Raw genomic sequence first — 26,272 nt, forward strand, 5'->3', positions numbered from 1 at the left:
TTAACAATAAATGAATCAAGATATAAACAACCCTTTCGATCTTTCCACAATCCCAATGGCAAAAATCCCCGCCGGAAGAATTGAATTGCGGGATGATAGGACAAAACAAAAATGGACTGTTGAGCTTGCCCCTTTTTTACTCGCTCAATTCCCGGTAACACAAGAGCAATACTTTGAGGTTACTAATGAATTGCCCGGTACATTTAAAGGAAACAGGCTACCTGTTGAAACCGTAAGCTGGAAAGATGCGATCAACTTCTGTAACGTATTATCAACGAAGGCCGGGTTAAAACCATGTTATACCATAGATTTTTCCGGCGAGGATATTACTTTTGAAGCAAAGGCAAACGGGTTTCGGCTTCCAACAGAAGCCGAGTGGGAATATGCATGTAAAGCGGGCACAACCGGCATCCGGTACGGCGAATTAAATTCGATCGCCTGGTATAAGGATAACTCGGAGAAATCAACCCATGATGTAGGGCTGAAAGAACCCAACGCCTGGGGCCTTTACGATATGTTAGGTAATGTTTGGGAATGGTGTTCTGATATATATGATGAAACCGTGTATGGTTCCTACCGCATCTTCAGGGGCGGCGGCTGGAGTGATGAGGAAAGGGGCTGTATGGCAACCAATCGCAGGCCTAGCCATCCCACGTCATTCAAAATTGATGACCTCGGGTTTAGGATCGCAAGAAATATAACGGGGTAGTCTCTTTTGACATGCCGAACGTAGTGAAGCACTATTCGCCGCTATGCTAAAACAACACGCATCTTCATTAATAACCCCGTCGCACGCTAAACGGTCATGCATTGGCTACGAGATTGTTTCGTCGTTCCTCCTTGCAATGACGTATTTAATTAGGCTGTTAGCCTGTAAACGCTTCCAGTGCTTTTTCTATCCTGATAATTGTTTCGCTTTCACCAAGCAGGGCAGCTATATCAAATACATGCGGGCCAAATTTGCCCCCCACCAGCATAATACGAAAAGGCAACATCACATCGCCTACTTTCAAACCTTTTTCTTCGGCTAATGCTTTGAAGCGTGTTTCTATATCTGCAGGTTCAAAAGCGTCCAGTTCTGGTAATACAGTTACTAAAGTATTAAAGAAATCTGTTTTTGCATCAGTCCACTTTGGTTTTACCGAGTTGATATCATACTCCGCAGGTTGTTGAAAAAAGTAGGCCGACTGCTGATAAAAATCGGGCAGTAATACACAGCGTTCTTTAACAATATCAATTACTTTAAGCAGGTAAGCTTCGTCAGTAACGGTTACGCCATTTTCTTTTAAAATATCCCAAACCTTAAACTTTAATATTTCGGCATCGGTACGTTTTATCCATTCGGCATTGTACCATTTGGCTTTTTCAAAATCAAATTTAGCTCCGGCTTTACTAATGCGTTCAATAGAGAATTTTTCTATCAAATCATCAAGTGAAAATATTTCCTGGTCGGTACCGTCATTCCAGCCAAGCATAGCTAACAGGTTTAAAAATGCTTCGGGTAAAAACCCCATTTCGCGAAACCCGGGAGTTACTTCCCCTGTTTTCGGGTCTGTCCAGGTCATGGCATACACCGGGAACCCTAAGCGTGCGCCATCGCGTTTGCTTAGCTTGCCATGTCCATCGGGTTTTAATATTAATGGTAGATGGGCCCACTCCGGCATATCTGCCTTCCAGCCTAAAAACTCCCATAAAAGTAAATGCACAGGAGCCGATGGTAGCCATTCTTCGCCACGGAAAGCATGGGTTATCTTCATCAGGTAATCATCAACCACAACGGCTAAATGATAGGTTGGCATTCCATCGGCCTTTAGTAATACCTTATCATCAACCTGGTTAGTATCAAAACTAACATAGCCGCGTATCATATCATTAAAACTAATGGTATCATCCTCGGGCATTTTTATGCGGATAACATGCGGCGTATTGGTATGCAGCAATGCATCAACCTCGTGTAAAGGCAAGCTCAATGAATTGCGCAGTTCATGCCTATAAGCATGGCCGTATTGAAAGTTAGGGATCTCCTTACGTTTCGCATCCAGCTCTTCGGGCGTGTCAAAAGCGTAATAAGCATGGCCCTGTGCTACAAGGCGTTCGGCATATTCGCGGTAAATGGGCTTACGCTCGCTTTGGCGGTAAGGGGCATATTGCCCGCCAACAATGGGGCTTTCGTCCGGTGTTATACCACACCATTTTAAGCAATCTAATATATATTGTTCTGCGCCTTCCACATAGCGGGTTTGGTCGGTATCTTCAATACGTAAAACAAAATCACCTTTATGTTTTTTAGCAAACAGGTAGTTAAACAAAACGGTACGCATACCACCAAGGTGTAAACCACCTGTAGGGCTTGGCGCAAAACGGACTCTTACTTTTTTATCTGACATTGCACCGCAAAGATATGCTTTACTAAATTAGTGCGAAAGCCGGAATGTGTTTTGGTTATGTAATGTTTGCTACCTATTCCCAACTGTTATGCGATGATGGAGATATAAAATTCACTCAAAATAATCATGTTCTGGCTCCTGGCCCTTACTTCTTATTCTGCTCCCCAATAACATAAAAAAAATTCCGTTATTTGAACATCTGTTATGAACCCGTACCAACAAAAAAAACGCTGGAAATATTCGCTGCTTACTTTTGCCGTAGTTATTGCGAGCGGGTCGTTGTTTTACACCAGCTATTTAGTTAAGAAGATTGCCCAGTCAGAGCGTACACGGGCGCAGGTATGGGCCATGAGCATAAAAATGGTCACCTCATCAGATGATAATGATTTTTTGAGTTATGTTTTAGCTGTGCGTGACAGTTCAATTGTGCCTGCAATTGTTATAGATGAAAAAGGTGATTTTAAATTTACCCGTGGACTTGATACCACAAAAACGTTTATAAAACTTAGCCCTGAAGAGTTAAAGGAAAGTAAGCAGAAATATGATCTTGATTATTTTAAGGATGAGCTGGCTTATATGAAAAAACAGCACGAGCCTATCAGGTTAACAATATTGAATGAGCCATGGCTGGTATACTATAAAGATTCTGCTTTGCTTACCCAATTAAAAATGTTCCCTTATATTCAGCTATCTGTAATCGCGATATTTTTAATGATGGCTTACACTGCGTTTAGCTCTTCCCGCAAATCAGAACAGAACCAGGTATGGGTGGGTTTAGCAAAAGAAACCGCGCACCAATTAGGTACGCCTATATCATCATTAATGGCCTGGATAGAGCTTATAAAAGATAAGTTCAACGCCGAAAACGACCCGCTAATGGCCGAAATGGAGAACGATGTAAGGCGCCTTGAAATAGTTGCCGACCGCTTTTCAAAAATAGGCTCGAAACCCAAGTTGGAAGAACACCTGGTATACGATGTGGTGAAAGAATTTGTGGATTATTTTAAAGTGCGCGTAAGTAACAAAATTAGCTTTGAACTTACCGGTAGCACGGAGTTGTATGCAGGGCTAAACATTCCGTTGTTTGATTGGGTGTTAGAAAATTTGCTGAAGAACGCTGTAAATGCAATTGACGGTACAGGTAGTATTAAGGTAGACATAAGCGGTAACCGCCTTAAAAAGCAAGTTTATATTGATGTTACCGATACGGGTAAAGGTATACCGCGCTCTAAGTTTGATACCGTTTTTCAACCCGGGTATACCACCCGTAAACGTGGCTGGGGCCTTGGGTTATCCTTAACCAAAAGAATGGTACAGAATTATCACAACGGGCAAATATTTGTGCGTGATTCTGAACTGGGTAAAGGAACTACATTTAGGATAGTATTAAAAAGTGTAAACCATGATAATCCGACCACTGCCTGATGAGTATTCGGCCTATGCCGAAACGTATGTATCAAAGGTGCCGCAAGGCGCCGATGTTATGGAGTTATTAGAAGAGCTGCAAACATCAACCTATAACCTTTTCAGTAATATGACGGAGGAGAAAGCCGCATATGCCTATGCGAAAGATAAATGGACCATTAAACAGGTATTGGGCCACATGATAGATACCGAAAGGGTATTTGCTTTTCGCGCATTGTGCTTTTCGCGGGAGAGCGCTGTTCTGCCAGGCTTTGATCAGGATGTTTATGTAGATAATACTGATTTTAACTCCCGGACCATACAAAGCCTTGCTGCTGAGTTCAGAGCCACCCGTGAATCAAACCTTTATCTTTTTGGTTCATTTAATGAAAGTCAGCTAAACAGAACGGGTATTGCCAGCAATAACCAGGTATCGGTTAAGGCGCTTGTTTACATCACAGCCGGGCATGAGCTGCATCACCTTAAAATTCTGAAAGAAAAATATTTGTAAATAAAAGAGCGGCCCTGACAAATCGTCAGGACCGCTCTTTTAAGGCAATAGCTGTTTAGTTATTCCAGCTGTTTCTGCGGAAAGTTTTTGTGTCGTTTGCTCTTACTGATGTATAAACAATAAATTTAGAGTCAATAGGCTGATTTTTATATTTACTTGGGATCCATTCTATTTCAAACTTATCATTAGGCACACTCAGCTTTTGGTTTACCACTTTTCTGTTATTAGTGCCCATGTAGCTAACAGTGTAGGTAGCTGTTCCGTCAGTACTAACATGCGCTGTAATTTCTGCATCAAGCGCGCTGTTTTCGCCGTTACCGGCCGCGTAAAGTTTTTTTGTTATATATGATGTATAAAGATCTATCGGGCAAAGTGGCAGTGGTGCTGATGCACTCTTTTTTACTTCAGGGTCATCACTTTCTATATCAACGGCTACATTTTTAAGTGCCGTCTCATCTAAATAAGCCAGTTTTTTTTGATCGTAGTTATAACGCATGGTTAATTTGTTATTTGCATCAAAAAAATACCAGGTGCCTATTCTTTTATCATTTTTATAATTTCCTTGCAGTAATACTGCATCTTTTTTTGTGTTTTTTACATAGTAAACACCATCTTTATTACCATTGCTAGCTTCTGCATATACGAGCTGGGTACTATCGCTGAGTTTTACCTTGGTTTCGGCTGTTTGGGCCCCAGCTGTAAGGCACCCTGCCATAAGCAGAGCAAAAAGTACTTTTTTCTTCATGGTGATGAATATTTATATTGGTGATAGTTTTATCTAACTATAAATATAGGTATGTTTTAATATTTAAACAAATAAAAAAAAGGCCCTTTGCAACTTGCAAAGGGCCTTTTTTGCTAATATTATTTTACTCAGACTTATTGTTATCGTTATAAAGCTCTTTTTTCTCAATACGATAAGAAAGCACTAAACCAAGACCGCCAAATATCGCGATCAATCCAAAATAAATAGCAGCATTTTCATCATGGGTGCTTGCAAAAGCGGTACTGTCAAGCAAATAAGCTAAAAACAAACCTAAGCCTGCACCTATTAGTAATAAACCCCATTTTAAGTTTTGATAAGGAGCAGGTTGCGCCTTATACCCTCTTGGGTCCATGCCACGTTCTATCATTGCCATTTTTTCTCTTTTATACAGGTAAAAAATTCCAAAGATCATTGCAAATAAGCCCAGTGAAATAATGATCCCCGCCATAACACCTAAATTTCCAGTATCCATAATATTAAGTTTTTAAATAGTTGATTTTTTTTGTTTCATTAACACCACCACGGTGTATTTGTATGCTATGACCACATGTTTTTTAATGAGGTTACACCCTAACGTAGAAATATTTTAGAATTTAGATGTACGATCTTAAGATTTTAAATGAGCATGGTATATAACCCGCGTATGCATTAATAAATCGTATATCGTAATTCTAAAATTCGTAAATTCACCTGTAACCTAATGTGCCGCCATGTAGTCATAGAGGTTGTATAATATGCAAAGCAAGCTTTCAGATATAGAATTAATTGAACAAACCCTTGGCGGTAACCAATCGGCCTATGCCGATTTGATTAAACGGCACCAGCGTTTTGTTTTTACACTGGCTATGCGTTTTGCTAAGGGCAGAGAAGATGCCGAAGAAATTGCGCAGGATTGCTTTATAAAAGCATACCGGTCACTGGCATCTTTTCAGCAGCAATCAAAATTCAGTACCTGGCTGTACAGTATTGTATATACTACCGCTATGACCTCTTTGCGTAAAAAACGGGTGGATACCTCTTCTATAGATGATGAAGATACGTTTATACAAATTGAGAATAAGCCAAGTGGTTATGACGAAAATAACGTTGAGAATAAATCACGGTCATATTATTTAAACCAGGCCATTGGCCAACTATTACCTGATGATGCTACTATTATAACCATGTTTTACAAAGGCGAGCAATCGCTTGAAGAGATTGCGCAGGTTTTGGGAATTGAGGCCAATACCGTTAAGGTAAAACTATTTAGGGCGCGCCAGCGTTTAAAAGAAAGGCTGGAGCGTAATTTGAAACACGAAGTTAAAGAACTGATATGAACAGTATAGAAGAAAAACTTTGGAACTACATTGATGGCTCCTGCACTGCTGAAGAGCAGCAAGCAATAGCTGTGCTAATAGCACAGGATGAAGTTTACATGCGCAAATATCATGAACTGTTAAAGCTTAATGAAGATTTTACCGGCATGGAGCTTGATGAACCATCAATGGCCTTTACATATAATGTAATGGAAACTATACGCGCCGAGCATGCACAACAGCCGCTTAAAGCCGCTATAAACAAGCGCATTATACTGGGTATAGCTGTGTTTTTTGTGGTTACAATAGCCACTTTGGTAATATTTGCTTTAAGCAGCATTAACTGGAATTGGAACACCGGGGGAACTACAGGCACCAGTATAAAAATCCCGGTACAACTAAACGTAAACCACGTTAACAGTTTTCTTACAGGCCCGGTTATTAAAGGGTTTTTATTTTTTGATGTGGTAATGGGATTGTTTTTATTAGACACCTATTTGCGGCGCAAGGCTGTCTTGAAACAGGGGTAAGTGTTGTGTTTAGCGGATAGAAGTATGAAAATGTGTCAACATGACACGAAGTGTGTTTTTTTAATTAATGCCCTGCAGGCTAATTAAATGAATATTTAAAATAAGTTTAAACGTTTATATTATTTGGTATAGTATTTGTACTATGCAATACGGACCGGTACACTTACCGGTTAATTGTGATAAGGTTTAGGTTGAAAGTCCCCCGGAGCAAGTCTGGGGGGCTTTTATTTTTTATGACGATTTTATAGCTGCCTCTTGTTTCCGACATTCATTTCATTAAAAATTCATGTAACAATCATTATCTTAGTGGTAAATTTTAAATGATGAAGAAACCTTTTATATACCTGTTTACTATCTTAATGGCCTGTGGTACTTTAAAAACATATGCACAAGAGCCACGCATACCCGAAGCCAGTTCAACCCAAACTATTATACAAGATTTTGGCTTAGGTAAGATCACCATTACCTACTCCCGCCCAAATGTTAAGGGCCGTAAAATATTTGGAGGTATTAACCCTTTTGGTACTGTTTGGCGCACAGGCGCAAACGATGCTACTACAATTACTTTTAGCGAGAATGTTATTGTAGAGGGCAATAAAGTGCCTGCCGGTACCTATTCTTTATTCAGCATCCCTGATGAAAAGATGTGGACAATTATCCTCAACAAAACCGCAAAACAATGGGGCGCATACAGCTATAAACAAGCTGATGATCTTTTACGCTTTAAAGTAAAACCCGTTGAGGTTAAAGAGAAACGTGAAACGTTTACTATGCAATTTGCCAACTCAACTACAAAAACTACAGATTTGTATCTTGTTTGGGACCATACCGCAGTGCCAATGCACATGCAAACAGATGATGATGCGCAAATTACCGCTAACATTAATAAGCTGATGCAGGGCGATACTAAAAAAAGGCCTTACTTTAATGCCATTCAGTATTATTACGAGAACGACAAGGATTTGAACAAGGCTATGACCTGGGTATTAGAGGCAGAAAAATTAGAGCCCAACGGACCCTGGTATAAATTATGGAAAGCTCGTATCCAGTTAAAGATGGGCAAAAAAGCTGAAGCTATTGCAACTGCCCAGGAAGGTGTACGTTTAGCAAAAGCAAGCAACGATGACGAGTACGTTCGCCTTAACGAGGCTGTTATAGGACAAGCTAAGAATTAATATCATTACAATAAAAAGCCGTCTCATGCGTAAGTGTGAGACGGCTTCTTTTTGTTTGACCGTGATCGGCCAGTTAGCTATGGTCCATTATGCAGGCATCTGTTTCATTGTCTCGTTCAGGTCTAACTGCAGGCCTTGGGCAACAGCCATGCCCAGGTTAATATCCGCACGGAACCAGTGGCAAAGCTGCCTGTTTGTGATCTCGTCTTTTTTAGGCCCTTCAATCCCACTCATAGAATGAACAATGTTTTTGATCAGGTCATGTTTTGCGGTTTCACTCATCAGGCGATATAAATTACCCGGTTGTGTGTAATGATCGTTATCACCTTCGGCATTGCGGTCATACCAATCAGCCACTTGCGCATTAATATCCCAGGCCGGTTCTTTATAGCTTTGGTCGGCTTCAATATCATCAAAACTATTAGGGAAATAATTAGGGTTTTTGCCATGGTTGCCATCCACACGCATTTTACCATCGCGCTGGTAATTGTTTACCATGAACGGGCAGCGGTTAACCGGAATTTGCTCATAATTGGCCCCCAGGCGATAACGGTGCGCATCCGGGTATGAAAGTATGCGCCCTTGTAGCATCTTGTCGGGCGAGTAGCCAATGCCATCAATTACGTGTGCTGGTGCAAAAGCAGCCTGCTCAACGTGTGCAAAGTAATTATCCGGGTTTTCATTCAGCTCTAATACACCAACATCAATCAGCGGATAATCGCCATGTGGCCATACTTTGGTTAAATCGAACGGATTGATGTGATAAGTGGCGGCTTCAGTCTCGGGCATTACCTGTATTTTCAAATCCCATTTTGGGAAGTCACCATTATCAATATGCGTCAACAGATCATGCTGTGCAAAATCAGGGTTTTTACCGCGCATTTCGCCGGCCTCTTCATCTGTAAAGTTTTTAATGCCCTGCTGGGTTTTAAAATGAAATTTTACGTAAAAGCGCTCATTGCCGGCGTTTATAAACGAGAAAGTATGGCTGCCAAATCCATCCATATGGCGATAACCGTAGGGAGTGCCTCTATCGCTCATCAGGATAGTTACCTGGTGCAGGCTTTCGGGGTTAAGCGACCAAAAATCCCACTGCATAGTAGCGCTTTTACAATTGGTATAAGGGTCGCGTTTTTGGGTGTGAATAAAATCGCCAAATTTCTTAGGATCTTTTATAAAGAAAACCGGCGTGTTGTTGCCAACCAGGTCCCAGTTGCCATCTTCAGTATAAAACTTTAACGCAAATCCGCGCGGATCGCGCTCCGTGTCGGCTGACCCTTTTTCGCCGCCAACGGTAGAAAAGCGCAGGAAGGCGCGGGTTTCTTTACCTATCTGGCTAAAAACTTTTGCACGGGTATATTGGGTAATATCGTGTGTGATAGTTAAAGTTCCGTAAGCACCAGAACCTTTTGCATGTACCACACGCTCGGGGATGCGCTCACGGTTAAAGTGAGCCATCTTTTCATGTAAAATAAAATCCTGTAAAAGTATCGGCCCCCGTGGGCCAACGGTTTGTGAATTCTCATTTTCCGCATAAGGCTTGCCCGATGCGGTAGTCAGCTTCTTTTTTATAGGTTCCATAGTATGTGTCTGGGTTTATAAACTCAAACTTCATTAAAATATTTTAATAGAAAAAATCAATTGTTGCTATATTTGTATAGATATAATCTATATATGACCCTTACCCAACTTGAATATATTGTAGCTGTTGATACCTATCGCAGCTTTGTTGCCGCAGCCGAAAAGTGCTTTATTACTCAGCCAACCTTAAGTATGCAAATACAAAAGCTGGAGGATACACTCGGCGTAAAAATATTTGACCGCAGCAAGCAGCCTGTAACGCCAACCGAAATAGGAATTGAGATTGTTGCCCAAGCGAGAGTATTATTAGCAGAAAGTGAAAAAATAAAAGAAATTATCAGCGACAGGCAAAAGGATTTATCGGGCGAATTAAAGGTAGGTATAATACCAACTGTAGCCCCTTATATATTGCCCAAAATAATGCATGGCTTTATTGAAAAATATCCACAGGTAAAGCTGATAGTATGGGAACAAACTACGGAGCAGATCATACAGCAATTGAAAATGGGCACCCTGGATTGCGGGATATTATCAACCCCGCTGCATGAAAGCACATTGACCGAAATGCCAGTATTCTACGAAAACTTTGTAGCGTATGCATCTAAAAACAGTAAGCTTTTCAAAAAGAAAAGCATTACCCCGGATGATATTGATATGGAGGAAATTTGGGTGCTTAACGAAGGGCATTGCATGCGCGAGCAGGTTTTAAATATTTGTCAACGGCGCAAGGCAACAAAGGGCTATCAGCATTTTGAATATAATACAGGTAGTGTAGAAACCCTTAAGCGGATGGTTGACATGAATAATGGCGCTACTATATTACCCGAACTTGCACTTGCAGATTTGAATGATAAACAATTGGATAGGGTGCGCTACTTTAAAAGCCCCGAACCCGCCCGTGAAGTAAGCATAGTAATGCACCGTAACTTTTTAAAGCGCCGCATGATAGAAGCGCTAAAAAATGAGATACTTGATTTTGTACCTAAGCGCCTGCGCAGTAAAAAGAAAAAAGAAATAATGGAAATTTAGTGGGTGACCTCTCTTAAAGCCTCAACTATTTTTTGAGCGGTTGTCGCTAACTCTTCTTTTGTAGGGTTAAGTTTTGGGCGAGAGAAGTTCATATCGTCAACCCTATTCATTGGTATCAGGTGAATGTGTGCATGTGGCACCTCTAAACCTATCACAGCTACCCCAACCTTTTGGCAGGGTATTGCATTCTTAATACCTGTAGCCACAATTTTGGCAAACATTTGCAAGCCCATATAGGTCTCATCGTCCAGGTCAAAAATGTAATCAACTTCTTTTTTAGGGATAACCAGCACATGCCCTTCGGCCAATGGACTAATATCTAAAAATGCTAAAAACTCATTTGTTTCAGCCACTTTATGTGCGGGTATTTCGCCTGATATGATTTTTGAGAAGATGCTCATGGTAGTATTAATTAGTGATTTAATGAGTTAGTGAATTAGTGATTTCTGAATTCGATAAATCACTAATTCACTCATTTGTCATTATCTGGAGATCTCCAATATCTCGAATTCAATTTTACCGGCGGGTACCGTTATCTCGGTTACTTCCCCTACAGATTTGCCTAATAAGCCTTTTGCAATAGGTGATGTTACTGATATTTTACCGCTTTTCATATCGGCTTCACTTTCTGATACCAGTTGGTAGCTCATTGTAGCGCCGCTTTTAACGTTCTTTATCTTTACAATTGATAAAGCCAGCACTTTTGACATATCTAATTTTGATTCGTCAAGCAGGCGGGCATTAGCCAGGGTCTCTGACATTTGCGCTATTTTAGCCTCATGTAAACCCTGGGCCTCTTTAGCTGCATCATATTCAGCATTTTCCGAAAGATCACCTTTATCGCGCGCTTCGGCAATTTGCTTTGATATATCAGATCTGCCGGTAGTTTTTAACTTTTGTAATTCTTCTTTTAATTTTTCTAAACCTTCTTTGGTATAGTATGATACCTCTGCCATAACACAATTATTATTAGTATTAATTTATAGTTTACCGCCAAAAAAAACCGCCCTACTACTTTTTGATAGAAGAGCGCAATGGCCTTAAAAACAAACAAGACTACGTCGGCTTGGCCTGCATAGTCTTGTTTAGTCTAAAACGAAGATAAGATAATTAAATTTTAATATCCAAATTTTTTGTTGGCGTAATTGATTGATTATGTACGGATGCAATACTTCGCGTATTGATGAATATGCATAATAATATACAGGAATGAGGCGCAAAATATTGCACCGTTACACTATTGGTAAGTCTTTTAGCTTTAAGGCCATCACCTCACTTATTTTACGATAACTATCAAACGTCCAGCCGGCAACATGTGGTGTTAATATTACCTTGCCGCTTTGGCGCAGCTCATCAAACCAGGATTGTTCTGCCAGCGCAGGGAATTTTTCAACCTCCAGTACATCAAGCCCGGCCCCTAATATTTTGTTTTGTTTAATAGCATTTAGCACCGCTTGTGTTTTTACCACCTTACCGCGCGACGTATTAAGAAGGAAGATAGGCTTTTTAAAATGGAATAAATATTCATCATTAACTAGTCCGTTGGTCTCTTTGGTAAGGGGAACGTGCAGGCTCAGTACGTCGCTGGTCCTTACAATCTCCTCCATGCTAACCTCGCGGGCATACTGGTCGCTAAAACCCGTTTTGTATTTATCATAAGCAATAACAAGTACACCAAAGCCGGATAATTTTTTAGCGAAACTTTTACCCATAAAGCCATAGCCAATAATGCCTACAGTTTTACCTTTAAGCTCGTGGCCGCGATTGGGTTCACGCTTCCAGATGCCATTCCTTATTTCGGCGTCGGCGGTATTAATTTTGTTCATTAAACTAAGCAACAAGCCAACAGCATGTTCGCCTACTGCATCCATATTACCTTCGGGTGCATTAATAAGCGTTATGTTTTTTGAACGGGCGTAATCCTCATCAATATTATCCATGCCGGCACCTGCCCTGCAAATAAACCGCAGATTGGTAGCCTGGTCAATCACTTCCTTATTCACCCTGAATTTAGAACGGATCACCAATCCGGTGTATTCGCCCAGTATTTCATAAACGGCATCCGGTTTCATTAATGGTTGATAATTACAGGCATAGCCTAATTCTTCGGCTTGTTCAATAAAAACCGGGTGTATGTCATCAACTATGAGGATATTATTTTTCAATGTGATAAGTTTATAAAACGCAAAATTACAAAATTGAAAGGCATTAGTTAATTTTTGCAAAAGATGTGTTTATAAGATGACGCAATGTGCTTTTCTTAAGGCCGGCTACGTTTACTGCCAAATTAAATGGCCAAGCCGCTTTCAATCTTCACCCGCCCTTGCTAACTTAGTACAATTATGAAATTAGCACAGCTAACCGCTTACCTTGAAAGCCTGGCCCCGCTGGCCTACCAGGAAGATTATGATAATTCGGGCCTTATAGTTGGCCAACCCAACCAGGAGGTGAGCCAGGCGCTTATTTCGCTTGACTGTACCGAGGCCGTGGTTGATGAGGCCATTGCCACCGGCTGCCAGGTAATTATCTCGCACCATCCCATTGTATTTAAAGGGTTAAAAAAATTCAACAGTAAAACCTATGTAGAGCGTGTTGTTGAAAAAGCAATCCGCAATAATATAGCCTTATACGCCATTCATACCAACCTGGATAATGTGATGATGGGGGTTAACGCCCGCATCTGTGAAACGTTGGGACTAGTGAACTTTCATGTGCTTGCACCGCGGCAAAATTTGTTGAAAAAGCTGGTTACTTATGTGCCAACTGCTCAGGCCGATCAGGTACGTAATGCTTTGTTCCATGCCGGAGCGGGCCATATTGGCAACTACAGCGATTGCAGTTTTAATGCTGAAGGCACCGGAACATTTAAAGCCGGCGAGGGCACCGATCCATATGTGGGTGAGCCGGGGATCCGCCATCACGAGGAAGAAGTGCGTATTGAGACCGTTTACCCTGCTAACCTGGAAAGCAAGGTAATTATGGCGTTAATACTGGCCCATCCTTATGAAGAAGTTGCTTATGATCTTTATAATATGACCAATCAGCACCAGCAAGTAGGTTCTGGTATGATAGGAGAACTGGAAACGCCCATGAGCGAAGAGGAGTTTTTATCAGAAGTAAAGCACAACATGCAGGCCGAAGTAATAAGGCACACCGCTTTTACAGGCAGGCGAATAAAAAAAGTTGCTGTTTGTGGCGGCTCTGGCGGGTTTTTGCTGAAACAGGCCATTGCCGCAGGTGCTGATATATTTATTACCGCTGATTATAAATATCACGAGTTTTTTGATGCCGAAGGAAAAATACTCATTGCCGACATTGGACATTTTGAAAGTGAGCAATTTACGCAGCAATTATTGTATGAAATTATTCAAAATAAATTTGTTAACTTTGCCATCCGTTTAACAAAAGTGAATACAAACCCCGTCAAATATTTTATTTAATGGAACAAACCATAGAACAAAAGCTTAAAGCTTTATACGACCTGCAACTCATTCATACCAAAATTGATAAGATACGCCAGGTAAGAGGTGAACTGCCTATGGAAGTTGCCGACCTGGAAGATGATGTTGCCGGATTAGAGACCCGGATACAAAAAATAAAAAATGAGCTTGATGATCTTGAGGATGAAATTGTAACCCGCAAGAACCTGATCAAAGATTCGCAGGCAAATACTAAAAAATACGAAGCACAGCTTAACGAGGTTAAAAATAACCGTGAGTATGATGCCATATCAAAAGAAATTGAGATACAAGGCTTAGATATACAGGTAAGCGAAAAAAAAATCAGGGAGTTTGGTTTTGAGATAGCATCAAAAACTACCATTTACGAAAAAGCACTTGCTGATTTGGAAGCCCGCCGCAGCGATCTTGAAGCTAAAAAAGAAGAATTAGGAACAATTACTGCCGAAACTGAAAAGGAAGAAAGTGAATTAATAGCACAAGCTGAAAAGGCTACAGGTGCTATTGATGAGCGTTTGTTAATTGCTTACAACCGTTTACGTAACAACGCTAAAAACGGCCTGGCAGTAGTTACTATCCAGCGCGATTCATGTTCTGGTTGTTTTAACCAGATCCCGCCTCAACGCCAGTCAGATATTCGTCAGCGTAAAAAGATCATTGTTTGTGAGCATTGTGGCCGTATCCTTGTTGATGAGCAAATGGCTCTTGAAGAAGAGAACGCGATATAAGAAACCACGTATAAAACTAATATTAAAAGGCTCCGTTTACGGAGCCTTTTTTGGTTTCTGGCATGGTGAACTGATGGAACTTCACTAAGCCTAAGCTAATATTACACTTAAATTAAACAGGCGGGGTAATGAATCTATAACTTCGTGCACCTTAAAAAACAATGTAAATGAGTGCCGATAAAAGATACCCTTTGCCTCCTTATAATATGGAAACGGCCCTGCAAAAAGTGCAAGCCGCAGAAGATGCCTGGAACTCCCGCGATCCTGAAAAGGTAAGCCTGGCTTACACAATAGATTCGGAATGGCGAAACCGGACCGACTTTATTAACGGCCGTGAAGAAATAAAAGCGTTTTTAACCCGTAAATGGCAAAAGGAATTAGATTACAAACTAAAAAAGGAGCTTTGGACATTTAATGATAACCGGATAGCCGTAAGGTTTGAATATGAATGGCATGACCATACCGGGCAATGGTACCGTAGCTACGGAAACGAGCTTTGGGAGTTTGATGAGAACGGATACATGCAAAAGCGTTTCGCCAGTATTAATGATATGGAAATAGCAGAAGCCGACCGTAAACTGTAGGGGTTTCGCTGCGAAGGTCAGGCATCCGCTGCCTTGACGCGGAAATACACCACTTTTTTGTAATTAATTATCAACGGCATTAATTTTTTTAAATAAAACTCAACAACCCGCCCAAAGGCTTATCTTTACAAACGAGGAGATAACGAGATATGGGATTACCACTACGAATAACTTTTAATGACCAGGATTATGTTTATCAGATAGTTAACAGCAACCTGATAAACCAGAACACAACAGAGCTTGAACTTTTACTTAATGGTGAAAAGCTACGACTTATAAGAGAAAAAACCATCTGGATACAAAAGGACGGAGATCAAACGCTCGATCCTAACTTTATACAGGCATTGGGTAGGTCGGTGTCGCTGAGGTTGAGGATGTAGTAAAAATTATAAATGGGCTTTATGTTCTTTTAACCAGCTTTTAGCGTAGTTAATTACAAGCTGTTCTATATTGTCAATGGATGCTCCGCCCCAATAAGTTGGATAGGCATCCGGATCGTAGTCAAGATCACTCCAAGCCCACCATAAAAGATAGAAATCATATATTGGAGGTGGGTAACCTAAGGCGATGCACAAGTTGTCGACATTGTTTAAGTTTAAACGTACAGCGACACCATTAGCGATATTTGAAATGTAAGTACTGCAATAACTTACAATAGCATCTTCGCCGGTTTTAGGTTGTAAGCCAAGTTCGGCTAATGCGTTATTTAATAATTTTATGGTTTCAAAGTAATTGGTGGGTTTACTCAGGCCCGCCAACATAATGATGTTTTCATTATCGAATCCAAGCCCTATCATTTCTATTGCCCAATCAATACAATCATCCGTGTTGAAATCAGGTATTTCTTGATAGGCAATTACTTTATTGGTTAGCGGGCTAATAGGCATTGCGATGAAATATCAACTAAGATAATGTAATTTGAGCTTTTACAATGTTTCTCTCAGTACCTTGTTATATCCATTTAGCAATAACATTTTATTTGATAAGCCTGGTGGCGCGATGTTGTCACCAAGTTAAAATCAACCGGCTGGTTGTGAGGTGCTTGCGAAAATGCGTGCATATGTACATTCGTGAACGTGAACACTTGGTGGATATTCCCGCCGTGGAACCTTTTAAAACATACTCGTTTGTTTTCCTCCTTTGGGTGTAAACAATGTAAGGTCATATGGGGGCATTTCACGGCCTGCCAGGAAACGGACACATGCCATGCGATATAACTGATGGATGGACTGTGCAATGTGTCCCTCGCCGCTCATACGGCGGCCATAATCGCTGTCGTTTAGCTTACCATCATGGCAGGCCTTAATCATGTTTAAAACCTTTTCGGCACGATCAGGGAAAGCTTTATGTATCCAGTCGGTAAATATTTCGGCAATGCTGCCATTAAGCCTTACAATAGTGAACCCTGCGGATACTGCGCCCCGCTCAGCAGCGGCTTTAATAATATCAGGGATCTCATTGCTATTTAACCCGGGGATTATAGGTGCTACCATTACCCTTACCGGTATTCCCTTTTCTGTTAACCGTTGAATAACCGCTAACCGCCCGGTAGCGGTTACTGTTCGTGGTTCCAGCTTTTGACGCAGCTGCTCGTTTAATGATGTAATTGAAATGTTTACATGTGCCAGGTTCATACTGGCCATCTCGCTTAAAATATCAATATCGCGCAGCACAACATTGTTTTTGGTGATAATGCTCACAGGGTTTTTGTACTTTAAGAAAACCTGCAACAATGCACGGGTTATTTTTAATTTTCGCTCAATGGGTTGGTAGCAATCTGTATTGCCGGATAGTATAATAGGCACCGGCTCGTATCCCTTTTTATTGAAATATTTTTCGAGCAGTTCCGGCGCATTACGCTTTACTATTATTTTCCGCTCAAAATCAAGCCCGGCGCTAAAACCATAATACTCATGACTGTTACGGGCATAGCAGTAAATACAGCCATGCTCACATCCCTGGTAAGGATTAATGGAATACATATGACTTAGATCCGGGCTGTTTGATTCGCTCACTATCTTTTTAGGATTCTCCTCAAAAAGCTGTGTTGCGGTGTTTTCCAGCAATTGCTCATCAATTCCCTCAATGTGATCCAGTACGTATTTATTCTTTAAAAATTTGTTGTGGGTGTTAACCTGCGCACCTCTCCCCTTAAAAAACTCCTGATTTTCTTCATGTGCCATAGTACAAATTTGCTAAAAATATTAGCAAACTACAATTGTACAAGATTATTTTTTATGGCATATAAAACCAGCCCTACACGGCTTTTTATCTGTAGTTTTTCAAAAAGCTGATCACGGTAGCCGTCAACGGTGCGTGCGCTAATGCACATTTGGTCGGCAATTTCTTTGTATGTAAGTTCTGTTCCGGCCAGTTTTAAAAATTCCAGCTCGCGGTTATTGAGTTTAACCTGCTCGCTGTTACGGTTAATGCTATTTATCATGTGGCGGGTAACAAACTCAGGATAGTATAATTCGCCTTGTACTACTTTTTTTAACGCCTGTTCAAACTCGTGCGGCTCGGCATCCTTAAGCAAATACCCTTTTACGCCAAGCTTTACCATGGTTAGTACTTTATCGGCATCCTCAAACATGGATAATACAATGATGCAGATATCCGGATAATTATTATGCAGCCATTGCGCGGTTTCAATACCATCCATTACCGGCATATTAATATCCAGCAAAATAATATCTGGTTTAAATTTAGGAGATATTTTGCGCGAAAGTTCATCGCCGTTAGCTGCCTCAAAAATAACTTCGTAACCTATAAAGCTATTAATTAATGATACTAAACCGCTTCTGAAAAGGCGATGATCATCAACCAGTGCTATTTGGATAATTCGCGTTGGCATATACCTGTTGTAATAAGGGGTCAATAGTAATTTTAATACAACAACCCTTGCCCGGCTCACTGTTAATTGTTAAAACAGCACCAATCAAGGTTGCCCTGCTCCGCATGTTTTTTAAACCCGAACCATCTTTTTGTAAGTCGTTATTTAAAAAACCTGCACCATCATCTGCGATGGTTAAGGTAAATATTTGCTCAGAATATTGCAAGTTGATTTTTAAAAGTTTAGCCCCCGAATGTTTGAGCACATTGTTTAGTGCTTCCTGAAAAATACGAAACAATACCAATTCGCGCTGATCGCCTAAAGGATAGGTATCACCTTCAACCACAAAGGCAACATTTACAATACCGCTTTTACTAATGCGGCCGGCCTCAATCTCAATAGTTGTTACCAAACCCAGCTTAACTATATGTTCAAAACTCATACTTTTTGAAAGATCACGTAAATCAGCTATGGCTTGTGCAACCAGTTTACGGCTCTCATTAACCTTTTGAGCCTTCTCAAATTCGCTTAAAGTGCCTGTCATGGCCAGGTTTAGTTTTACAAAAGAAAGTACCTGGGTTATATTATCATGTATCTCTCTGCTAACATTAGTAAGCGTTTGTTCCTGAATTTCGTTTTGGGCTTTAAGAAGTTCCTGGCGGAATGCTGCTTTTAACTCAATGTTTTCTATCAATTGCGTATTTCTCCTTTTACGGTACACAATCGTTATCATAACTAAAAATGAGCCAAGAATAAGGAAAACAATTGTTACAGCTATTATGGCTGCTTCGATGTTGAAGGGTTCCTTGTGCATATAATTAAGGCAATACTAAAGCATACGTACTCAAACACAATCAAGTTATTATTAATTAAGCGAAATAGCCTGCTTTCGCGCTTAAGGTTGTTTTCTTGCAAATAAGGCTGCATTAAGTTAAAGGTAAAATCTCCTAAATAAAAGAGAAATATACCAATACTGATCCAAAACATGGGGTTACGAATTAATTGTAATGGTTCGTTCTTTTCAAACAGATCATAAAAATACATGAAGACAAACAGCATGGCAAAAATAGTACCCAAAACCATGCTGTAAGAATTGAAAATCTCCACCTTTTGTATGTAAAGTAAATTGAACGCACTAAATGCCAAGTATATTAAGGACAAGCAAACCACTATGTTTTTCAGCCGCTTATTGATAAGGTTTACGTAAAACAGATAAAAGAAAAAGGTAAACTCAATAATGGTAGTGCAGTTATACATTAAAATGTTAAGGTCTGTTCTACCGGCTTTTCCTAAATATGACCCCATTCTTTCTGCCACCACAATCATTAACAGGTATGGAATAAAAAAGATATAGGGTGTTTTCCAAAGCCATTTAATACAAAAAATGCTGGTTATTAAAGCCAGCATTTCTGCTAATTCAAAAAGACGAAAATTCATTTAAACGCTATTTAATTAACACAATCTACTCCCGGAGGGCATAGGTTTCCATGATTATAAGGATCTAAGCCTGTTACTTGCGTAAGGCTGCCGCTTCTAAGTATATCTGTTCCGTCTGATTTAACACCAATAGCAACAATAGTAGTTTGGCCAGGATATTTTCCTGTAGAAGGATAAACCCCTAAATATATTCGTACCCCTACGCCGCCTGCATCACTAACATTTTTAATGAAGGTTTGCATTTTTACCAGGTCAAAAGAAATAGCTCTCGTATCATTAATATGATATGTTTTATCAATCAGATCTTTTCTTCTAACCTTATAAAGATCAATCATATCATGAGCTGTCTGTACATCAATTATTTCATCAAAAAAGAACTTGGCATTACCCTCTTTTGTGAATTTACTGGTATCGGGCGCTGCTGTAATATTAGCAGTTTTCGTCCCAACGGAATCTTTTTTTTCTGTAGTTGCTTTAGGGCTGCTGCCGCCGCATGAGATTAGTACGTAACAAAGTAAAATGTAAAACAAATAGTTAAATTTTTTCATGTGATAATTCTAAGGTTAAATAATTACCGAAAATACACCTGAAATAATGAAACTTCACCCCGTGTTTTCACGGTATTTATAAGGGAATAAAACTTGTTAAGTAAGGTGATTACACACTTACTATTTAATCCAGGCTTTTCAAACTTTGAATATCGAATTCAAAGCAAAATGAAAAAATTATTTCTAATAGCAATTGTAATGCTTTTCAGTTATGTAAAAGGCTATAGTCAGTTAATGCAATCCAATAGTATAAGTGGATCGGGCCAAAGATCCCTGAAAGATACTATCCACTATCTTAATAAAGTTCAAAGCTTGCCAGATTCTATTATAAAAATTCCATCCCTGCAAAGCGATAAAAACCTTTCAAAAGCGATGAGTAACATGGAGGCTATTAAAAATGAACTGAAACAGCAGGTAGAAATTTTAAATGCAGTTAAGACCGCAAATAAACGAAGCGGTAATTACAAAAGGCAAACAGCCAACCTTAATAATAGTATCGACTCCCTGAAAAAGGAATTGAAAGATGCACAAACAGAAATTGATAACTACAGGAAAGGACAATTTGGCTTAAAGGATCAGATTAATAACCTGCTAACTGAAAAGTATGAGTTGTTTTTGAATAGCCTTGGTGAAGAACTTAAAAAATACAAATTGGAGATTGACAATAACACTAAAAGTGCGCTAAAAAGCTTTGATACTGTTATTCATGCCAGTAACGTGCATACACAGCATTTTATTGACTCATTAAGCAACCACATGAATATGAAAAGTTATATAATGGAACGCAAGCTTAATGATTTAGTACATCAAAAAGATATTTTAAACAATTATTTTATAGAACTAAAGAAGCAACAAACGGATTTGATAGAGTACAAGGATGTTAGCAACTTAAAAGATATTATATATTCAAAAATCGATAGTACAAGCGTAAAACTAAAGAAGCAACACGAAAAAGTAATAGCAGAAAAAAAACCATTCGTTGATGATTATAATAAATATGTAGACACTGTAAATAGTTATATAGCTAAAATTAACAGCATAGCAAAAAAAGCAAGTAAAGAAGATGAGGAAAGCCCAACCAAGGAAAACTTATCAGCCCTGGCGGGAGTTAACAAAATTTTTGGCGACAACGGAGCCTTGATTCCTAACATAAGCATTGTAGCTCAAAAGAAATTTAAAAGTGATGCAAACGCTTCTTTTTATGGCGAAGTGAAAATATTAGCTGGTGGCAGTAGTGACGACAAAACAAACAACGGATTGAAAAATCTGTTCGTGCCCGAGGCAAGTACTTACGGCTTTATAACAAACTTTACTTTTGGATTTATCGGTGCCCATCAAGCTGCTAAAAAAGATGCCCTTACAGGCAGGTATCAGCACAAATTAGGTATTAATGTAGGGGCTTATTATTTAGGCAAAAAATTGCAACCCGACACTCTTACCCGCTTTAACACCAATGTATTTCATTTAAAATTAGGGATACAGTATATTCTTATACCAAATGTGTTAAGCGCTTATGTTAACACAAATTATATGGTGGCTGCAACTAACATTAGTGAATTTGAAAAATATTATACTGATGTAAAAAAGGTAAAATCATTTACATCGTTTGGAATTGAAAGCTATTTAGATTTAAACGATGTAAAGGATTTTCATTTGCTCATCAATCTGGGCTTTGTTAATATCAATAATGACATAAGGTCCTGGATTAAAACATCCGATGCGGTTATACCCAATGTTAAGCTGTCTTTGGTAAAAACGTTCGATTTTTAAATTAATTAAGCAATTATTACAGGGATAATTAAGGTCGTTTTTGTTTAATAGTTAATACCCCCCTTTTTTAGGGGAATTAGGGGTGGGGGGATTGTGGATGGAGGGATGAATTTCCCTCCTCCTGCCTTCCGAATAGGCGTATGTTTCATAGTCAAACACAAAACCTTACCTTGCATGTTTACCTCGCATGCGTCGATTTCTTCAACACTTATTATATAAACCCGTGTCTAAACTGGCCGATAGGTATTCATCCCGGCCGGATAAAAAACGGGTGAATAAAGCATTAAATGCATTATATAAAAGCATCACCACCAATCCCGGCAAAAAAGGGCTGTTAATACCGTTTGATACCAGCAGCGATAAATTTATTATTTTGTCTGATCAGCATAAGGGTGCAAGGGATGGCTCAGATATATTTGCCAAAGCGGCTAAAAACTACTTGTCGGCATTAGATCATTACAACCACGAAAAATTCATTTACATTAACCTGGGCGATAGTGAGGAGCTTTGGGAAAACCTGTTCATCACCATTAAGCGGCACAACAAGGCCACATTTGAGATAGAAAAACTTTTTATTAAGCAGGATAGGTTTGTGAAGATATTTGGGAACCATGACCTCTATTGGGATAACGATCCACTGGCTGCCGTAAGCTTGTTGCAGATATACGGCAAGGCTATAAAAGTTTATGAAGGAGCGGTATTGCAAACCGTAGTTAACAATAAACCTTTAGAGATATTCTTGACCCACGGTCACCAGGGCGATCTGCAAAGTGACGGTAACTGGTTCAGTAAATGGTTTGTATCTAACGTATGGGGGCCGTTGCAAGGCTATCTGCACATTAATCCCAATACACCCGCTTATAATAACCAGTTAAAAACCGATCATAACCGCATTATGTATGAGTGGAGCAGCGAGCGAAAAAACACGCTGCTTATTACCGGGCATACCCATCAACCGGTGTTTAAATCAATGACACAGTTAGAAATATTGTATAGCAAGCTCGACAAAGCCAAAAAGGACAATGAAATGGCTACGGCAGCCGGGCTGGAAAAGAAAATAGCGGCTCTTCATATTAGTGGAAATGCCCAACCTGATTTTAATGGTTATCTTGATACCTATTTCAACAGTGGCTGCTGCTGTTTTAATGATGGTGATATTACCGGAATTGAAATAGCTGATGGCTGTATCCGCTTAATTAAGTGGAGCTATTATAAAAAAGAAAGCATAAGACAAGTGTTAGAGGAAAGCAAGCTGGAGGATTTGAATATATGATCCGGTTTCGGGGTTTCAGTGCAGATAATAGAACGTACACGCAGGCAACACACTACCCCACCTCAAACCAGATAATTTATCCGTCCAATAAAAAAACAAATAGTTCTTTTGGCCCGTGGGCGCCTAAAACAAGCGTCTTTTCAATATCGGCGGTACGGCTTGGGCCGGTAATATTAGTGATCATTGATGGTAAGTTGGTACCGTATTTTTCTTTCAGAATTTTAAAGCCATCTTTAAGATCAAGTACCAGTTGTGAGGTATAGGCTAAAACAATATGCACGGGAGGGTAAATACTTAAGCGCCTGCCCGCTGCACTTGCATTAGATAGCATAATGCTTCCATTGCGGGCAATTAAGGCTTCGCATAAGGTAAAGCCAACATCGGCCTGGTCAAAATCTTTGTCGGTTTCAAAAAAAGGATACTCGTAGGTTTTTAACAATTGTTGCAAACTTTCTTCCCAGCAATATATCTTACGCCATTTGCGTTCTTCGGCCAGTTCAAGTAAGTTCTCAATAAACTGAACCTCGTCTTCGCAAAAAACAAACTGACCGCTAACGGCCGTAAATTGTTCGGCAAAAACCACTTCCAATATCTCGTCTGTAGGCGGATACATGGGCAGGTCTTCAAGGTTTGGATAGGGATTGTCACGTTTCTCTAAAAGCGCCTTGCGCACCTTTTTAAGCAATTTTTCTTTTGATGTAGTGATATCCCTCATTGTAAGTTAAAAGTAGAAAGTCTAAAGTAGAAAGCAAGTTCCATCAGAACTTTAACCTTCAACTTTAGACTTTTAACCTAAAATATTAATCTTTTGTCGTGTTGCTTGGCTCTTTGCCTTCAGACGGGTTTCTTTCAAATGTTCCTGAATGATCACCAACACCTTCATGCACTAAGTTATGAGCAACCGGCTCCTGGTTTGATTCGCCTTCACCATTTACAAATTCATCATAAGTGGTGCGATTATCAAACGGGCGCTTGCCTAATAGTTCTTCCAGATCTGATTGGAAAAGAATTTCTTTTTCAATCAACTTGTTGGCCAGTTTTTCTAACCCTTCGCGTTTGTCAATAAGCAACTGTTTGGTGCGCTCATAAACTTCTGATATCTGATTACGTACTTCGTTATCAATCAACTCAGATGTTTTTTCTGAATAGGGTTTGTTAAACTGGTATTCGCCCTGGGTATCATTAAATGATACATTACCAACTTTGGCATTCATACCATAAATAGTAACCATGGCATAAGCCAGTTTAGTAATGCGCTCTAAATCGTTTTGTGCACCGGTAGATATTTTACCAAAGATGATATCCTCGGCAACACGGCCGCCCAGTGTCATACACATACCATCAAGTAATTGCTCGGTAGTATATAAAAACTGTTCTTTTGGCAGATATTGGGCATAACCTAATGCGGCAACACCACGCGGAACGATAGATACCTTAACCAACGGATCAGCATGTTCCAGGAACCAGCCTGCAATTGCGTGGCCAGCTTCGTGATAAGCCACAATGCGTTTTTCTTCCGGAGAGATGATCTTGTTCTTTTTCTCCAAACCACCAATTACACGGTCAATAGCATCCTGAAAATCCTGCATGTCAACCGCTTCTTTGTTTTTACGGGCAGCAATAAGGGCCGCTTCGTTACAAACGTTAGCAATTTCTGCTCCTGCAAAACCAGGGGTTTGCGCTGATAACTTTTTAGCGTCAACACCGTCAGATAGTTTAACAGGCTTCAAGTGTACTTTAAAGATCTGCTCGCGACCAATCAAATCGGGTTTGTCAATCGATACCTGCCTGTCAAAACGTCCCGGGCGCATTAATGCGGAGTCCAAAACGTCAGGACGGTTAGTTGCTGCAAGAATGATAATACCAGAATCGGTACCAAAACCATCCATCTCAACCAATAATTGGTTCAGGGTGTTTTCGCGCTCATCATTACCACCTACAATATTGTTCTTACCACGGGCGCGGCCAATTGCATCAATCTCATCAATAAAGATGATACATGGTGCTTTATCTTTAGCCTGGCGGAACAGGTCACGAACACGTGATGCACCTACCCCCACAAACATCTCCACAAAGTCTGAACCCGAAAGTGAAAAGAAAGGTACTTGTGCTTCGCCTGCAACAGCTTTAGCTAATAAGGTTTTACCCGTACCCGGCGAACCCACCAGTAAAGCGCCCTTAGGGATTTTACCACCCAGGTTAGTGTATTTTTTAGGATTCTTCAGGAAATCAACAATTTCCATAACCTCTTGCTTGGCTTCTTCCAGGCCGGCTACATCATTAAATGTTACTGATACCTGCGCCTCTTTATCAAACAAGGTAGCTTTTGATTTACCTATGTTGAATATCTGGCCACCGGGGCCGCCACCTGCGCCACCACTCATGCGGCGCATAATAAACAGCCAAACGCCAACTAAAAGCACTGCCATTATAATGCATTGTACCAGCCAGTTACTTAACAGGTTTTCTTTACCCTGCTCAAACTGTATTGGTGTTTTTGCTGCATCCGGTAAGTCTTTTTCGGCATTGTTGATAGACTGCTTAAGGCTTTCATATGATGCATCAGTAAAAAAGTACTGTGGCCCATCTGCAGACATGCTTAAACCACGCTGGTTTTTATTAGCATCGGCATATTGCGGTTTACTAAGGCTATCTTTTTTAATATAAACATCAGCCATAACCAGGTCGCCGTTCTTATAGGCAACAACGCGGTCAACGTCACGCTGTTTAAGCATATCGTTACTGAATTTTTGGAAACTAATTTGCTTGCCGCTGTTACCGCCTAAAAAGGTAGGCACTACCAGTAAACCAATAATAGCAATGGCATATAGCCACATCAAATTGAATTTAGGTGGTTTTGGCGTGATCTTTTTATTTGGGATCTTCCGAACTGGTTTCGGGCTATCGGCTTTATTATCTTTGTCTTTCATTTTTTAGAAGCTCAACTTATCAATAATTTAATT

Annotated in this window: 28 protein-coding genes; 13 read left to right on the top strand and 15 right to left on the bottom strand. The window is 40.0% G+C overall.

Translation table 11 applies throughout. The features are described 5' to 3' along the window. Positions 1-55: 55 nt before the first annotated feature. Positions 56-709 (top strand): formylglycine-generating enzyme family protein, encoded by a 654-nt coding sequence (locus WC743_RS04590; RefSeq protein ID WP_373010631.1) that lies wholly within the window; start codon positions 56-58, stop codon positions 707-709. 157 nt (positions 710-866) lie between these two features. On the opposite strand, the gene gltX is transcribed toward WC743_RS04590, so the two are convergent. Further along, positions 867-2,387 (bottom strand): glutamate--tRNA ligase, encoded by a 1,521-nt coding sequence (gltX, locus tag WC743_RS04595; RefSeq protein WP_373010634.1) that lies wholly within the window; start codon positions 2,385-2,387, stop codon positions 867-869. Positions 2,388-2,591: 204 nt separating this feature from the next. Here gltX and WC743_RS04600 point away from each other — a divergent pair, with 204 nt between their 5' ends. Both WC743_RS04600 and WC743_RS04605 read left to right on the top strand, forming a co-directional pair. After that, a complete protein-coding gene (locus WC743_RS04600) occupies positions 2,592-3,812 on the top strand; it encodes a sensor histidine kinase (protein ID WP_373010636.1) in 1,221 nt (406 codons plus the stop codon). After that, entirely contained in the window at positions 3,790-4,302 is a 513-nt protein-coding gene (locus WC743_RS04605) for a DinB family protein (protein WP_373010637.1), read from the top strand. The genes WC743_RS04600 and WC743_RS04605 overlap by 23 nt, the downstream gene beginning before the upstream one ends. Positions 4,303-4,357: 55 nt before the next feature. On the opposite strand, the gene WC743_RS04610 is transcribed toward WC743_RS04605, so the two are convergent. Continuing rightward, positions 4,358-5,047: a hypothetical protein gene (locus WC743_RS04610; RefSeq protein WP_373010638.1), complete on the bottom strand. Its 690-nt coding sequence runs from the start codon at positions 5,045-5,047 to the stop codon at positions 4,358-4,360. Positions 5,048-5,171: 124 nt separating this feature from the next. Further along, positions 5,172-5,540 carry a DUF6249 domain-containing protein gene (locus tag WC743_RS04615; protein WP_373010639.1) on the bottom strand — a complete coding sequence of 123 codons (369 nt, stop codon included), beginning with the start codon at positions 5,538-5,540 and terminating at the stop codon, positions 5,172-5,174. Positions 5,541-5,802: 262 nt separating this feature from the next. Between WC743_RS04615 and WC743_RS04620 the strand changes: the two genes are divergently transcribed. The 3 genes from WC743_RS04620 to WC743_RS04630 all read left to right on the top strand — a co-directional run bounded on the left by WC743_RS04620 (position 5,803) and on the right by WC743_RS04630 (position 8,068). Beyond that, positions 5,803-6,384: an RNA polymerase sigma factor gene (locus WC743_RS04620; RefSeq protein ID WP_373010640.1), complete on the top strand. Its 582-nt coding sequence runs from the start codon at positions 5,803-5,805 to the stop codon at positions 6,382-6,384. Then, positions 6,381-6,893: a hypothetical protein gene (locus tag WC743_RS04625; RefSeq protein ID WP_373010641.1), complete on the top strand. Its 513-nt coding sequence runs from the start codon at positions 6,381-6,383 to the stop codon at positions 6,891-6,893. Before WC743_RS04620 ends, WC743_RS04625 begins: the two co-directional genes overlap by 4 nt. A gap of 320 nt (positions 6,894-7,213) precedes the next feature. Then, a complete protein-coding gene (locus WC743_RS04630; protein ID WP_373010642.1) occupies positions 7,214-8,068 on the top strand; it encodes a DUF2911 domain-containing protein in 855 nt (284 codons plus the stop codon). Between the two features lie 87 nt (positions 8,069-8,155). Here WC743_RS04630 and WC743_RS04635 read toward each other — a convergent pair whose 3' ends face one another. After that, positions 8,156-9,649, bottom strand: coding sequence for a catalase (locus tag WC743_RS04635; RefSeq protein WP_373010643.1), 1,494 nt, complete (start codon positions 9,647-9,649; stop codon positions 8,156-8,158). A 93-nt stretch (positions 9,650-9,742) separates the two neighbouring features. On the opposite strand from WC743_RS04635, the gene WC743_RS04640 reads away from it, so the two are divergent. After that, the gene (locus tag WC743_RS04640) at positions 9,743-10,678 is read left to right on the top strand and encodes a LysR substrate-binding domain-containing protein (protein ID WP_373010644.1); all 936 of its coding nucleotides are present in this window, start codon (positions 9,743-9,745) and stop codon (positions 10,676-10,678) included. Here WC743_RS04640 and WC743_RS04645 read toward each other — a convergent pair. The 3 genes from WC743_RS04645 to WC743_RS04655 form a co-directional block, all read right to left on the bottom strand. After that, entirely contained in the window at positions 10,675-11,079 is a 405-nt protein-coding gene (locus WC743_RS04645) for an HIT family protein (protein WP_373010645.1), read from the bottom strand. The genes WC743_RS04640 and WC743_RS04645 overlap by 4 nt on opposite strands. A gap of 81 nt (positions 11,080-11,160) precedes the next feature. Next, complete coding sequence (greA, locus tag WC743_RS04650) at positions 11,161-11,634, bottom strand: transcription elongation factor GreA (RefSeq protein ID WP_373010646.1); 474 nt, start codon at positions 11,632-11,634, stop codon at positions 11,161-11,163. Between the two features lie 276 nt (positions 11,635-11,910). Next, a complete protein-coding gene (locus WC743_RS04655) occupies positions 11,911-12,843 on the bottom strand; it encodes a 2-hydroxyacid dehydrogenase (RefSeq protein WP_373010647.1) in 933 nt (310 codons plus the stop codon). A gap of 177 nt (positions 12,844-13,020) precedes the next feature. Between WC743_RS04655 and WC743_RS04660 the strand changes: the two genes are divergently transcribed. The 4 genes from WC743_RS04660 (at position 13,021) to WC743_RS04675 (ending at position 15,828) form a co-directional block, all read left to right on the top strand. Next, positions 13,021-14,118 carry a Nif3-like dinuclear metal center hexameric protein gene (locus WC743_RS04660; protein WP_373010650.1) on the top strand — a complete coding sequence of 366 codons (1,098 nt, stop codon included), beginning with the start codon at positions 13,021-13,023 and terminating at the stop codon, positions 14,116-14,118. Continuing rightward, entirely contained in the window at positions 14,118-14,864 is a 747-nt protein-coding gene (locus tag WC743_RS04665) for a zinc ribbon domain-containing protein (protein ID WP_373010652.1), read from the top strand. The genes WC743_RS04660 and WC743_RS04665 overlap by 1 nt, the downstream gene beginning before the upstream one ends. Before the next feature lie 167 nt (positions 14,865-15,031). Next, a complete protein-coding gene (locus WC743_RS04670) occupies positions 15,032-15,448 on the top strand; it encodes a DUF1348 family protein (RefSeq protein ID WP_373010654.1) in 417 nt (138 codons plus the stop codon). 149 nt (positions 15,449-15,597) lie between these two features. Continuing rightward, on the top strand, positions 15,598-15,828 hold the full coding sequence (locus tag WC743_RS04675) for a hypothetical protein (protein WP_373010655.1): 231 nt from the start codon (positions 15,598-15,600) through the stop codon (positions 15,826-15,828). Between the two features lie 6 nt (positions 15,829-15,834). Here the strand turns inward: WC743_RS04675 and WC743_RS04680 are convergent, their stop codons facing one another. The 6 genes from WC743_RS04680 to WC743_RS04705 form a co-directional block, all read right to left on the bottom strand. Next, complete coding sequence (locus WC743_RS04680; RefSeq protein WP_373010656.1) at positions 15,835-16,335, bottom strand: hypothetical protein; 501 nt, start codon at positions 16,333-16,335, stop codon at positions 15,835-15,837. Positions 16,336-16,560: 225 nt separating this feature from the next. Then, complete coding sequence (locus WC743_RS04685; protein ID WP_373010658.1) at positions 16,561-17,631, bottom strand: PA0069 family radical SAM protein; 1,071 nt, start codon at positions 17,629-17,631, stop codon at positions 16,561-16,563. Positions 17,632-17,660: 29 nt separating this feature from the next. Further along, a complete protein-coding gene (locus tag WC743_RS04690) occupies positions 17,661-18,302 on the bottom strand; it encodes a response regulator (RefSeq protein WP_373010659.1) in 642 nt (213 codons plus the stop codon). After that, positions 18,268-19,014, bottom strand: a complete 747-nt coding sequence (locus WC743_RS04695) for a sensor histidine kinase (RefSeq protein WP_373010660.1) — start codon at positions 19,012-19,014, stop codon at positions 18,268-18,270. The genes WC743_RS04690 and WC743_RS04695 overlap by 35 nt, the downstream gene beginning before the upstream one ends. Positions 19,015-19,058: 44 nt before the next feature. After that, entirely contained in the window at positions 19,059-19,718 is a 660-nt protein-coding gene (locus WC743_RS04700; protein WP_373010661.1) for a hypothetical protein, read from the bottom strand. A gap of 11 nt (positions 19,719-19,729) precedes the next feature. Beyond that, positions 19,730-20,266 (bottom strand): hypothetical protein, encoded by a 537-nt coding sequence (locus tag WC743_RS04705; RefSeq protein ID WP_373010662.1) that lies wholly within the window; start codon positions 20,264-20,266, stop codon positions 19,730-19,732. Positions 20,267-20,434: 168 nt separating this feature from the next. Between WC743_RS04705 and WC743_RS04710 the strand changes: the two genes are divergently transcribed. Beyond that, positions 20,435-22,036: a hypothetical protein gene (locus WC743_RS04710; protein WP_373010663.1), complete on the top strand. Its 1,602-nt coding sequence runs from the start codon at positions 20,435-20,437 to the stop codon at positions 22,034-22,036. 223 nt (positions 22,037-22,259) lie between these two features. Continuing rightward, positions 22,260-23,309 carry a metallophosphoesterase gene (locus tag WC743_RS04715; protein WP_373010664.1) on the top strand — a complete coding sequence of 350 codons (1,050 nt, stop codon included), beginning with the start codon at positions 22,260-22,262 and terminating at the stop codon, positions 23,307-23,309. 76 nt (positions 23,310-23,385) lie between these two features. Here WC743_RS04715 and WC743_RS04720 read toward each other — a convergent pair whose 3' ends face one another. Both WC743_RS04720 and ftsH read right to left on the bottom strand, forming a co-directional pair. After that, positions 23,386-24,024 (bottom strand): lactate utilization protein C, encoded by a 639-nt coding sequence (locus WC743_RS04720; protein ID WP_373010665.1) that lies wholly within the window; start codon positions 24,022-24,024, stop codon positions 23,386-23,388. Positions 24,025-24,109: 85 nt separating this feature from the next. Continuing rightward, on the bottom strand, positions 24,110-26,239 hold the full coding sequence (ftsH, locus tag WC743_RS04725) for an ATP-dependent zinc metalloprotease FtsH (protein WP_373010666.1): 2,130 nt from the start codon (positions 26,237-26,239) through the stop codon (positions 24,110-24,112). Positions 26,240-26,272: the final 33 nt, after the last annotated feature.

The organism is Mucilaginibacter sp., assembly GCF_041660805.1.
In the GTDB taxonomy this organism is placed as follows: Bacteria; Bacteroidota; Bacteroidia; order Sphingobacteriales; family Sphingobacteriaceae; genus Mucilaginibacter.